Here is a 12,090-nt window from a genome sequence, read left to right on the forward strand (position 1 = left end):
ATGCGAAAGATCACTACTTAAAACTTCGTCAAGCGCTTTGTCTTCGGGTTTTCGCATATCAATGCAGCACCTTAAAAAGCGGCCACTTCCAGGTCAGGTGAACAATCTCACGGGCGGATCACCGTATGGTGCTGCCAACCGCCATCCGCCATCCGCCAGAAGCGCTGGCTCTCGGTCTTCAACATCTCAAAAGTTCCATTGACCGCGACGCGGCCCTGTTCGAGAAGCACCACCTGATCGCAGCCTTGGACCGTTGAGAGCCGATGCGCGATCAGGATGGTGGTCTTCTGATGATGGAGCGCATCGATCGCCTCCATCACCGCCCGCTCAGTGACGGTATCGAGCGCACTGGTCGCTTCATCTAACACAAGGATATCTGGATCGTGGTAGAGCGCCCGGGCGATGCCAATGCGCTGGCGCTGCCCGCCCGACAGGCGAACGCCCCGCTCGCCGACGATTGTGCCATACCCCTGCGGCATCTCGTTGATCACAAAGTCATGGACCTGGGCCATGCGCGCGCAGCGCTCCACCTGCTCGGCGTCGATCCGCTCGGGATCGATCCCAAACGCGATGTTCTCAGTCACGGTCGCGTCGGTGAGGAAGATGTCCTGCGGCACATAGCCAAGTGCCGCCTGCCAGGCGCGGAGGTTGTCATCGGTGACCGGCTCGCCATCGACGGTGATCGCGCCTTCGGTCGGGCGCAGTAGCCCAAGGATCACATCCACCAGCGTGGTCTTGCCGGCGCCGGTGCTGCCGACCAGTCCCACGGAGCTGCCGACCGGGATGGTGAGGTTGATATCCGCCAGCGCCGGCTGGGTCGCTCTTGGGTAGTGATAGGCCACCTGATCCAGCGCGATCTCGCGTTTAAGCTGCATCGACGTCGGCGCGGTCTTACGGATTTCGGCGAGCGAGGCCCGGCGGTGCAGATCGTCATAGACCGTGTCCACCGCCGCTGAGCCAAACCGCAACTGCGCGATGCCCTGATAGACCTGTTGCGCGGCGGGCAGCATGCGATAACCGGCGAAGGCATAGAGCCCGAGCATCGGCAGCACGCCGCCGAGGCCGCCGCCGCTCACTCCACCATTGGATGCCATTAACACCAGCGTCAAAACAATGATGCCGCCGAACCCGATGGCCTCGATCAGGTGCTTCGGCACCTGACCGAGCACCTGGCTCGCGGCTTGGTGTTTGGCGAACCGCGCCGACGGCCCGCGGAATCGCGATAAGTAGGCATGCTCCCGGCCGAGCAGCTTCACATCCTTGATGCCACCCATTGCCTCACCAGCGGCGGTGAAGCGCTCCTGGTTGGCGCGGACGCGATCTTTGCCAATGCGCTGGAGGAAGCCGCGGACACGGATGTAGATCAGGGCATAGGCCCCAACGATCACGGCTGCGACACCAAGCGCCAGGATGGGATCGACAATGACAAGCAGCGTCACGATGGCGATGAGCACGGTCCCGTGGGCAACAACGTTGAGGCTCGGCAGTATGGCTTGGCTCTGGAGCTGTTGGGTCTCAGTCAATATGCTTTTCGACATATCCCCGCTGTGCCGATCGAGGAAATACGCATAGGGCTGGCGCAGGTAGGTCTCGAGCAGGCGCTCCGAGAGGCTGTGCATGCGCATCCACGCCCAGCGCTGGATGGCGTAGAGCGTCACCGCCCGAAAGACCGCCGAGGTCACGATCAGCGCGAACGCCCCAATGCCCAACGCCATCAAAAACGCATCCACACTCGCAAATCCACCCCACTCATAGGCGGTGGCGAGCACCGGGTTGGTCTCGACGATCCCGGGGTTACCGAGCACCGAGAGGAAGGGCATCACGGACACTACGCCGGCGGTCTCGAGTACGGCCATACCCACGGCCATCATGAGCACGATGGCACCGCGTTTTTTTTCACGCCGGGTAAAGAGGCTTAAGAGTTTTCTGATCATAGCGGTCGTGCGGGCCTTATCGGCGGTGGATGCCTGTGGCGGTGTGTCTTTCTTGGTAGGGCTTGCGGCGGTGAAACTTCCGCTTCGGACCGGAAGTTACCGTTCAACCCGCTATACGCGAATCCCCGGGGCAACCCCCGCTTATTCTCGGAGGCTGCCGGGGTTGAGACGGCAACCCCCGCCCTTGAATCACCCCAAAACGCCGTCATACCGCCTTGAAGTCGCTCCCCCGGGCGTTTCCGTCAATTGCGCGGAACATTTTCTCTCCGTGAGCCTCACTGGCTTTGCCCCTCGGCATTTTTGCCCACCCGCTCGCGCAGCTCGGCGATCTCGGCCTGCAGGGCCTGGTACTCGGCCTCTTTGCGGCGCAGGAAGGCGAGGGTCATGCGGGTTTTCTCTTCGATGCCCTCAGGCGTGAGGAGATAGGCGTATTTCAGTTTTTGCGGGTTCTGCTGAAAGTTTTGCAGCTTGATCAGGCCCTTGTCGATCAGTGCGCGCAGGCAGTAGTTCGTTTTGCCCAGGCTCACCCCCAGCTCGCGCGATAACGCGCGCTGGCTCAGGCGGGGGTCCTGCTCAAGCGCTTCCAGCGCACGCAGGGCCAGGGCCTCGTCGAGGGCGGGGGTGTTGGTTGGAGTGGGCATAGTTTTATTGAGGCGGTGCGGGCTTTTTAGCGCGACGGCCTTGGGCGGCTTTTTGAGGCCGCCGGCAAGGCTTCAGGCACGCTACCGCCGATGCCGATCTCGCGGTGTTTTGCGAATCAGCGGCGTTGGTCAGCGTTCAAAGTGTGAACTAATGCCCGGGGTGGGGTCAATTGATGGGGGTCAGAGTCCTGGCGTTGAACGCCTTCGGAAGTCAAACCAGAAACGGATGACAATCCCGCATTTCATGACCGGCCTGCGGGTTGCAATCGATCCAGATGACGCTCCGCCGGGATGGAATCCAGCCCCTCTGTCCGCTCACAAGCGCTGGGCTATCACCCGCGAACTCGATCACAGCACGGCAGCCGCCACTCACCGCATTCTGAATGCATGGCGACTTTCGTGATCCGGCCAAACGGCATCCTTCAGTATGACCTGTTCATCAACGGGCAACGTTTCCGCGAGGGCACGGGTCTGCCCGACACCCCGGCAAACCGCCAACGCATGCGCCGTGACATCAAGCGCATCAATGCCGAGCTCGAGACCGGCGTTTTCAGCTACGCGAAATGGTTCCCCCACAGCGAGAAAATCGAGGCGGCTGAGCGCCTGCTGCGCGAGAACCGCAGCAACGACCCGGGGCAGCGTTTTGGCCGCTACGCCTGGAGCTGGTATGAGATGTGTAAAGCCGACTGGAAGCCGGCCTATCGCAAACGGGTCGCGCGCAACCTGCGTGGCCATATCGTGCCGTTTCTAGGCGACTACCCGGTGGACCAAATCGACGAGCGGGCGCTGCGGCTATTCCGGCAACAACTGCTGCAGGCCACGCGTCCCAACGGTCAGCGCCAGTTCAGCAACAGCCGTATCACCAATCTGATGGCCCATATCTCAGCGATCATGAACCTGGCCGAGCGCGAGCTGGGCGTCGACAACCCGGCTAAATATCTGCCCCCACTTCCGGACGATCGCAAGGATCCAAAGCCGCTGACCGTCGACCAGGTCCATGCCTTTTTGCAGGCCGTCGATCCGCGGATGAGGCTTTATTTCGAACTGCGCTTCTACACCGGGCTTCGAACCGGCGAAGTCAACGGCCTGCGGCTGCGCGATCTGGATCTGCCCCGCAATCGCCTGCGCATACGGGTGGCGCTGACCGACGGCATGCTGCAGATGCTCAAGACCCGACGCTCACGCCGCAACATCCAGCTGTCGTCGCGGCTCGGCCAGGCCCTGGCCGATTACGTGGCCGAACATCATGGCCCGGCGATGCTGGCGCTTCTCAAAGGCGGCGTCCCCGAGCAGCCCGAAGGGTTCGACCCCAACACCGCCGGGGTCCGTGACCGTGCCCGCAACGATCGCGACCCGGCGGACCCGGGGGATTTCGCCGACAATCCAAGGCTCGTGGTGCCCGATGCCAGCCGGCCCGAGCATCCGCTGGATGGTCTGGTGTTTACTGATTTCCAGGGCCAGCCACTGGACCCGACATGGGTTGCAAAGCAATTCTGGCAACCGACGCTCAAACGCCTCGGCCTGGAGCGACGCCGCGTCTACGAGACCCGACACACCGCTGCCGTTCTGCATCTGGCTGCCGGTGAGAACCCGCTTTTCGTCTCCCGCCTGCTGGGCCACGCGGACTCGGGGATGCTATTCAATGTCTATGCGCCGTTTGTGCCCAACATCATGGGCCGGGACGGCGAGGCCTTCGAGGCATTGATGACAGGCGCTCGCTGAAATGCACCACCTGTTCCGTCTGCCTTGGCAGTGAGCCTGCGGCCTCGTCCACTCGGGCGACATCCAGTCGGGCCATCACCCCAAGCGCCAGCACTGCCGTAATGATGACCCCGTTGAAAATGCTGCCCACCACCGGCGAGAGCAACATCAGCCCTAGCACCGACCACAGCACCCCGTGGGCGACGATGACCTGACCCATGGGCCAGTCGCCAGGCTGGCCCGCTGAGGCCACGGCACGGACCCAGGCAACCAGCAGGGCGAAGAAACCGGTCAGGGCGGTCAGCCCGCCGGTCATCACAAGCGCGGCAAAGGCCGAGCGCGTCGGCGGGATCACACCGGCGCTCGCTCCATGAGCCGGATCCCCAAAACCGGCAAGCGGGCGCTCGACGAGCGCCCGACCCACCACCCGCCAGTCATCCAGCCGGACGGAGATACTTGGTGCCCGCGCAGCGCCGAGCTCCGGCGCACCGCCCAGATAGACCAGCACCGCCTGTAAGGGCCCCAGATAATTGGCATTAATGGAAACGCCCGGGGGCTTGAGGGCATTGGCAAGCAGGACGCCGGCCACCACCACCGCCAGAGCCCCGCCGGTCACGCTTGCCACCAGTCGTTTGGGGGCGCGGTGCAACAAAACCGCGATGACCATTGCCAGCAGCCCGACAAACCCGGCGGTGACGGCACTTCTAAGCTGTAGCCCGAGCAAAAGCACCAAAAGTAGGGTCGCCCCCACCGCGGCCACCAAAACGCTGGCCCGCGCCCGCCAGCGGCGGCGGTAGTTGACAAGCCCTGAAGCACCACCACCCACCAGCACCAAGAGCATGAGCACAAGCAGCAAACCGCCGGTCTGGGTATCCCCCCAATAGCCTGGCGTACGGAAATAGCCCGCCTCAATCATCTGCCAGTCCACCGAAGGTACCCACACCGCCAGAAGCGCCGCCACCGCCAGACCGAATACAGGCAACGCGTGATGGCGCAGCCGCATAAACCACCAGCCGGCCGGCACGGCTAGCAATCCACTCAGCCATAAAACCGGTAACGCCTCGGCGCTGGCCGCCGGGCGGAGGACGATGGCAAGCCCCAGCCACACCGCCAGCGCCAGCGACACACGGGCCAGCCCGAGCCCACGCACCGCCATCAGCAGGGCTCGCCACTGCGCCAGTGAGGCCATTGCCAGCAATCCGCCCGCAAAGAGTCCCACTGTCCGAGCGCCCAGCGGCACCGCCAATGCCATACCGTAGAGCCCCAGCAATGCCGCGCGATCCACCAGCGGCCAGCGATGCTGATCGGACTGGGTGAACCAACTGCGCAGCCGGCGAATCGCCCGGGCGGTGCGCCAGGCATAGCGGACGAAAAAGTAATGGGCCAACGCCAGCAGTATCAGACCCGCTCCCAGCAACACATCCGGGACGCCGGTGAGCGATGCGCCAACACCGGCGAACCCCAGCGCCAGGGTGAGCGCGCTGTAGAGCATGGCCGAGGCGCCTGGACCTAGCCCAGCCCGGCCAAAGATGTGATGCAGATGGTTGCGATCGGCATGAAACGGGCTCTGGCCGCGAAGCAGCCTTCGGAACATCAGGCTTAACGTGTCGGTGACCGGTAGTGCCAGCACCCAGGCGATCCCCATGGGCGAGACGAGCGCCTCCGGGTGCTGCGAAATATCAATGGCCAGCCAGACGATGACGAGGCCCAGAGGCAGACTACCGGCATCCCCCATGAAGACAGCAGCCCGTCGGCGCAGGGGTGTGCGCAGGTTAAAGCACAAAAACCCCGCCAACACCCCGACCACCGTCAAGGCAATCAAGGCATCATCCCAGTCCCCGGCGAAGCCCGCCACGGCGGCCAACAATCCCAGCATGACCACCGCGGTGCTGCCGGCAAGCCCACAACCCCGTCGATCATGTTGAACGCGTTGACAAACCCCACCAGCGCCAACAGGGTCAGCGGCAGGATCAACGGGCCCAAGCCCATGGCTTCACCGCTCGGCCACTGCCCCAGGGAGGCGAGCTCGATACCGCCCCAGGCTATGGCAAGCACCGCGGCGAGGGCCTGAATGGCGAACTTTGGACCGCTGGAAAGCCCATGGGCGTCGTCCACCAGCCCCGCCAACACCAGTAGCAGCGCCGCAATCCCCAACGGCAGCCAGGGCCTGGCCGAACCGAGCCAGCCGGCACCCACCGCACCATCCAGGCCATGCAACAAAAACGGCAGAGCCAGCAGCAGGGCGAAGCCCATCCCCAGGCCGCCGACCACCGGTGTGGGGTGCCGATGGGTCTTGCGCCCCCCCGGCTGATCCACCAGACCAAGGCCGGGAGCCGCCTGTCGCAAGAGCTGGATGAGGATGAGCGCGAAACAAAGCGCCGCTAGCGGGGGACCGATGGCCTGGACGAGAAGCGGCCCCATAAAGACCTAATGCAGCTGCGGGCGATCGGCCTCGTTAAGCGAGGCCTCCAGCCGCCCGGCGAGCCGGTCGTAGGCCTCCCGATCCATCCCCGAGCCACGGATGGAGCGGCAGAGCACCTGCGTGGCACGGGCATAGTCAAAGCCCTCCACCGCACGGTGGAGCTCATCGAGCATGACCGAGAGGTCCTTCCACGGCACGGAAGGCTCGGCGGTCTGCATGATCATCGGATGCGCGGTGTCGCGGACATCCGCGCCGTAGAAAAGCGCCTCATGGAGCTTCTCGCCGGGACGCAGGCCGATGAAGTCGATGGCGATGTCACCCTCGGGGTTGGCCTCATCGCGCACGGTAAAGCCCGAGAGCCGCACCATCCGCCGGGCCAGCTCGAGGATCTTCACCGGCTTGCCCATATCCAGCACATACACCTCGCCGCCGTTTGACAGCGCTCCAGCCTGGATCACCAGAGAGGCCGCCTCGCGAATGCTCATGAAATACCGGGTCACCTCCCGGTGGGTGACGGTCACCGGCCCGCCATGACGGATCTGCTCGCGAAAGAGCGGCACCACCGAGCCGGAGGAATTGAGCACATTGCCAAAACGCACGATGGTGTAGCGGGTCCCGCCCGGGCGCTCCGCGGCCAGGCTCTGCAGCACCAGCTCCGCCAGCCGTTTGGTCGCCCCCATGACGTTGTGCGGATGGACCGCCTTATCCGTTGAGACCAGCACCATGTCCTTCACCCCAGCGGCCTGGGCGGCTTCGGCCACGCCACGGGTGGCAAGGGCATTGTTGCGGATCCCCTCCAGCGGATTGGTCTCCACGAGCGGCACATGCTTGTAGGCCGCGGCGTGGTAGACCACCTCCACCGCATAGGCGCGGAACGCCGACTGCAGCCGACGCTGATCGGTGGCCGAGCCCAGCAGCGGGACGATCTCCACCGCCTGTCCGGCCATGGCCGCGGTCTGCCGCAGCTCGCGTTCGATGCGATAGAGCAGGTATTCCGAGTGATCGAAGAGCACCAGCCGAGTGAGTTCGCGGGTCATGGCCTGACGGGCCAGCTCCGAGCCGATGGACCCGCCGGCCCCGGTGATCATCGCCGACCGGCCGTCCAGCGCCTCGCGCACCAGGGCGTTGTCCGAATCCACATGCCCGCGGCCGAGCAGATCGTCCACGTCGATCTCCTGGATCTGCTCCACCCGCGCGCGGCCCGAGACCAGATCCGCCATGTCCGGGAGGGTCTTGACGTGCACCGCGTAGTCCTCGAGGGACTGGACGATCTCCTGGCGCCGGCCGCGGGAGACCGAGGGGATGGCGAGCAGGACATGGCGCAGCTCACAGCGCTCGATCAGCCGCGGCAGATCCTCGGGCGCATAGACCTTGAGTCCGGCGATGACGTGGCCGTGGAGTTTGGGATCGTCATCAATGAAAAGCCGGGCGTGGAACTCACTGTTGTCCAGCAGGGTGCTGCGAAGCTGCACACCCGCCCGGCCGGCCCCGTAGATGGCCACTGGCTCCCGGCCCCGGGGTTTGCTCAGGAACGATTTGAACCAGTTGCTCGCCAGAAGACGGATGCCGCCATGGATCATGAACACAAGCCCAAGGAAGATGGGATAGGCGCTGCGGGGAAACGGTGCAAGCCGCATCAGCTCCACCAGCGCCACGAAGGCCAGGGTGCTGAGCACCGCGGCCTTAAAGACATCAAAGATCGCCCGCGGGCCGATGTAGCGGGCCACCATGCTGTAGAGACCGCTCAGGGCAAAGCAGGCGATACCCAGCGGCGGGACCACCAGCACCACCCACCAGTGGACGAGGAAAAACGGATGAAAGGGCTCGCCCAAGCGAAGGAAAAACGCCAGCCACACGGCAAGCGGCAGCATGAGCAGGTCAGTGCCCATGGTAATGACGCGCTTGACGCCGCGGGGCAGCCCCAGCAGCCACTCACGGATCCGCTCCGTCCTACGCTTGACCGTCATACTGAACGCCCTGCCCGATCGTCAGGTCGAGTGTACCACTCATCCCATTAGAAACAGTCCGCCTCGGCCAGCGGCACGCCCGCCTCATCCTTCGCCGAGAGCACCGGCTCGATGCCCGCCGGCCATTCGATCCCGATGGCCGGGTCGTTCCAGATGATCGAGCGCTCGTGCTCGGGGGCGTAGTAATCGGTGGTCTTGTAGAGCACCTCGGCGGTCTCGCTGACGACGATAAAGCCATGGGCGAAACCCGCTGGCACCCAGAGTTGGTGCTTGTTCCCGGCACTCAGGCTTGCCCCCACCCATCGCCCGAAGGTGGGGGAGTTGCGGCGGATATCCACCGCCACGTCAAAAATCTCTCCCACCACGGCGCGCACCAGCTTTCCCTGGGCCTGTTCGATCTGATAGTGCAGCCCCCGCAGAACGCCCCGGCCGGAGCGCGAATGGTTATCCTGGACGAAAGCCTCCTCGCAGCCGGTGGCCTCGGCGAACGCCCGGGCATTGAAACTCTCGAAGAAAAACCCGCGGTGGTCACCGAAGACCCGGGGTTCGATGAGCTGGACATCGGGGATGGCTGACGGGGTGGCCTTCATGGGCGGGCTCCGGATTCGTTCAGGATTTGCAGCAGGTACTGGCCGTAACCGTTTTTGGCAAGCGGCTGGGCCAGGCGCTCCAGCGCGGCGGCGTCGATCCAGCCATGGCGGTAGGCGATCTCCTCGGGGCAGGCCACCTTCAGGCCCTGGCGGCGCTCCAGCGTGGCAATGAACTGCCCGGCTTCGATGAGGCTGTCGTGGGTGCCCGTATCCAGCCAGGCATGCCCCCGGCCCATGAGCGCCACGTGCAGGTCCCCTTCATCCAGGTACAGGCGGTTGAGGTCGGTGATCTCGAGCTCACCTCGGGCGGAGGGCTTGAGATCGCGGGCATAGTCCACCGCTCGCTGATCGTAGAAATAAAGCCCGGTTACGGCGTAGGCGCTTTTCGGCTGGGCCGGTTTTTCCTCCAGGCTCAGCACCCGGCCATCGGCATCGAACTCCGCCACGCCATAGCGCTCCGGGTCATGCACCCGATAGGCGAATATCGAGGCCCCCTGGCGGCGATGGTCAGCCGCATCCAGCAGCTCGGCCATGTCATGGCCGTAGAAGATGTTATCCCCCAGTACCAGCGCCGAGGGCGCGCCGTTGAGGAAAGGCTCGGCGATGGTCAGGGCCTGGGCCAGGCCGTCCGGGCTTGGCTGGACGGCATACTCAAGGGACATCCCCCACTGGCTGCCGTCCCCCAGCAGCTCCTCGAAGCGCGGCGTGTCCTGGGGAGTGGAAATGATGAGCACCTCCCGCAGCCCGGCGAGCATGAGGGTTGCCAGCGGGTAGTAGATCATGGGCTTGTCGTAGACCGGCAGCAGCTGCTTGCTGAGCGCCCGGGTGACCGGATAGAGCCGGGTGCCCGAGCCGCCGGCGAGGATGATGCCCTTGCGCGCGGTGGCGGTCATAGGATCTGCTCCAGGGTGTGTTCGAGGGCGGTCTGCCAGTCCGGCAGGTGGACGCCAAAGACCTGACGCAACCGGTCGGTGGCAAGCCTTGAGTCCGCCGGCCGCGGCGCCGGGGTGGGGAAGTCCTCGGTGGAGATGGCGGCCACCGACTCCGGCCCGGCCTTGATCGGATGCCCGGCGGCCCGGGCGGCTTCAATGACGTGACAGGCCAGGCCATGCCAGCTGGTGTGACCGGTGGCCGTGAGATGGTAGATGCCATCCTCGGCGGGTCGCTCGCCATCCCGGGTCAGGGCCTGGGCGGTGACATCGGCGATGAGCGCGGCTGTAGTGGGTGTGCCGATCTGATCGGCCACCACCCGCAAACTGTCGCGCTCAGCGGCAAGCCGCAGCATGGTACGGGCAAAGTTATGCCCCCGCGCGCCGATCACCCAGGCGGTGCGAAAGATCCAGTGCCGGGCGCCGGTTGCCGCGAGCGCGGCCTCCCCGGCGAGCTTGGTGCGGCCATAGACGCTTTGGGGGTGGGGGGCGTCCGTCTCGGTATAGGGCCGATCCAGAGTGCCTTCAAAGACATAGTCGGTGGAATAATGCACCACCCGCGCCCCTAGCTCCCGGCCCACGGCGCCGATCACGCCGGGGGCCTCGGCGTTGATCGCCTCGGCCAGCGCCGGCTCGGACTCGGCCCGGTCAACCGCGGTGTAGGCCGCCGCGTTGACGATCACATCGGGGCGGGCGGCAGTGAGTGCCGCGCGCAGGCCATCCAGGTTGGCCAGATCGCAGCCACCGCGATCCAGGGGAATCACCTCACCCACCGGCAGCAGCGCCCGGCGCAGCTCGAAGCCCACCTGCCCCCCGGAGCCGGTCAACGCAATCCTCACCGCGCGTCACCGTATTGCTGGGCCACCCACTCGCGGTAGGCGCCGCTGACCACGCGATTCACCCAGTCCGGGTGTTCCAGATACCAGGCGATGGTCCGCTCAATGCCGCTGGCAAAGTCCTCCGCCGGCCGCCAGCCGAGCTCTTCGCGCAGCCGCGTGGCATCAATGGCATAGCGCCGGTCATGGCCGGGGCGGTCGGTGACAAAGTCGATCAGCCGATCATAAGGCCCGGCCGGATCGGGCCGGTGGGCATCCAGCCGGGCGCAGATATGGCGGACGATGGCGATGTTGGTCCACTCGTTCTCACCGCCAATGTTATAGACCGCCCCCGGGCGGCCCGCCTCGAGCACCCGACGGATGCCGCTGCAGTGATCGCCCACATAGAGCCAGTCACGGACATTGCTGCCATCGCCATAGATGGGCAGCGGCCGGCCGGCGAGGGCGTTGTGGATGACCAGTGGAATGAGCTTTTCCGGAAACTGGTAGGGACCGTAGTTGTTGGAGCAGTTGGTGGTCAGCGTGGGCAGGCCATAGGTGTGGTGATAGGCGCGCACCAGATGATCGGCACCGGCCTTGCTCGCGGAGTAGGGCGAGTTGGGCTGATAGGCATGGGCCTCGGTGAAGGCCGGGTCGTCGGCGGCGAGCGAGCCGTAGACTTCGTCGGTGGAGATATGCAGAAAGCGGAAACCGTCAAGCTCGGCGCCAGTCAGCCCGGCATGATAGCCCCGGGCGGCCTCGAGAAGCGCGAAGGTGCCCACCACGTTGGTGGTGACAAATTCGCTCGGCCCGTGGATAGAGCGGTCGACATGGCTTTCGGCGGCAAAGTTGACCACCGCCCGCGGCCGGTGCTCGGCCAGCAGCCGCTCCACCAGGGCCTGATCGCCGATATCGGCTTTGACAAAGACATGGCGCGGGTCACCCTCGAGCGTTGCCAGGTTCTCGAGATTGCCGGCGTAGGTGAGCTTGTCGAGGTTGATGACCGGCTCATCGTGCTGCGCCAGCCAGTCGAGGACGAAATTGGCGCCGATGAAACCAGCGCCGCCGGTGACGAGAATCATGTCAGCCTG

At 65.0% G+C, this 12,090-nt stretch carries 8 protein-coding genes and 1 pseudogene; 1 reads left to right on the plus strand and 8 read right to left on the minus strand.

Annotated features, from left to right (window positions below):
• Positions 1-107: 107 nt before the first annotated feature.
• Together V6X73_RS06570 and V6X73_RS06575 are read right to left on the minus strand one after the other, a co-directional pair.
• On the minus strand, positions 108-1,934 hold the full coding sequence (locus V6X73_RS06570) for an ABC transporter ATP-binding protein (protein ID WP_367959315.1): 1,827 nt from the start codon (positions 1,932-1,934) through the stop codon (positions 108-110).
• A 275-nt stretch (positions 1,935-2,209) separates the two neighbouring features.
• Positions 2,210-2,575, minus strand: coding sequence for a MarR family EPS-associated transcriptional regulator (locus tag V6X73_RS06575; RefSeq protein ID WP_367959313.1), 366 nt, complete (start codon positions 2,573-2,575; stop codon positions 2,210-2,212).
• A 399-nt stretch (positions 2,576-2,974) separates the two neighbouring features.
• On the opposite strand from V6X73_RS06575, the gene V6X73_RS06580 reads away from it, so the two are divergent.
• Positions 2,975-4,297, plus strand: coding sequence for a tyrosine-type recombinase/integrase (locus V6X73_RS06580; protein ID WP_367959312.1), 1,323 nt, complete (start codon positions 2,975-2,977; stop codon positions 4,295-4,297).
• On the opposite strand, the pseudogene V6X73_RS06585 reads toward V6X73_RS06580, so the two are convergent.
• From V6X73_RS06585 to rfbB, 6 genes and pseudogenes are all read right to left on the minus strand, one after another.
• Positions 4,245-6,697: pseudogene (locus tag V6X73_RS06585) on the minus strand (hypothetical protein). The gene V6X73_RS06580 and the pseudogene V6X73_RS06585 sit on opposite strands and share 53 nt — an antisense overlap.
• Before the next feature lie 6 nt (positions 6,698-6,703).
• Positions 6,704-8,665 (minus strand): polysaccharide biosynthesis protein, encoded by a 1,962-nt coding sequence (locus V6X73_RS06590; RefSeq protein WP_367959310.1) that lies wholly within the window; start codon positions 8,663-8,665, stop codon positions 6,704-6,706.
• Positions 8,666-8,712: 47 nt separating this feature from the next.
• Positions 8,713-9,255, minus strand: coding sequence for a dTDP-4-dehydrorhamnose 3,5-epimerase (gene rfbC / locus V6X73_RS06595; RefSeq protein ID WP_367959308.1), 543 nt, complete (start codon positions 9,253-9,255; stop codon positions 8,713-8,715).
• Positions 9,252-10,148 (minus strand): glucose-1-phosphate thymidylyltransferase RfbA, encoded by an 897-nt coding sequence (gene rfbA, locus V6X73_RS06600; protein WP_367959306.1) that lies wholly within the window; start codon positions 10,146-10,148, stop codon positions 9,252-9,254. The genes rfbC and rfbA overlap by 4 nt, the downstream gene beginning before the upstream one ends.
• Positions 10,145-11,023 (minus strand): dTDP-4-dehydrorhamnose reductase, encoded by an 879-nt coding sequence (rfbD, locus tag V6X73_RS06605; protein ID WP_367959304.1) that lies wholly within the window; start codon positions 11,021-11,023, stop codon positions 10,145-10,147. Before rfbD ends, rfbA begins: the two co-directional genes overlap by 4 nt.
• The gene (gene rfbB / locus V6X73_RS06610; protein WP_367959302.1) at positions 11,020-12,081 is read right to left on the minus strand and encodes a dTDP-glucose 4,6-dehydratase; all 1,062 of its coding nucleotides are present in this window, start codon (positions 12,079-12,081) and stop codon (positions 11,020-11,022) included. Before rfbB ends, rfbD begins: the two co-directional genes overlap by 4 nt.
• Between the last annotated feature and the right edge of the window lie 9 nt (positions 12,082-12,090).

Source organism: Spiribacter pallidus, assembly GCF_040838495.1.
GTDB classification, from domain to species: domain Bacteria; phylum Pseudomonadota; class Gammaproteobacteria; order Nitrococcales; family Nitrococcaceae; genus Spiribacter; species Spiribacter pallidus.

What these genes read in the sequence shown, in the direction of transcription:
- V6X73_RS06570 (WP_367959315.1), bottom strand. Translation starts at nt 1,934, where the DNA reads ATGATCAGAAAACTCTTAAGCCTCTTTACCCGGCGTGAAAAAAAACGC.
- rfbB (WP_367959302.1), bottom strand. Translation starts at nt 12,081, where the DNA reads ATGATTCTCGTCACCGGCGGCGCTGGTTTCATCGGCGCCAATTTCGTC.
- V6X73_RS06590 (WP_367959310.1), bottom strand. Translation starts at nt 8,665, where the DNA reads ATGACGGTCAAGCGTAGGACGGAGCGGATCCGTGAGTGGCTGCTGGGG.
- rfbA (WP_367959306.1), bottom strand. Translation starts at nt 10,148, where the DNA reads ATGACCGCCACCGCGCGCAAGGGCATCATCCTCGCCGGCGGCTCGGGC.
- rfbC (WP_367959308.1), bottom strand. Translation starts at nt 9,255, where the DNA reads ATGAAGGCCACCCCGTCAGCCATCCCCGATGTCCAGCTCATCGAACCC.
- V6X73_RS06575 (WP_367959313.1), bottom strand. Translation starts at nt 2,575, where the DNA reads ATGCCCACTCCAACCAACACCCCCGCCCTCGACGAGGCCCTGGCCCTG.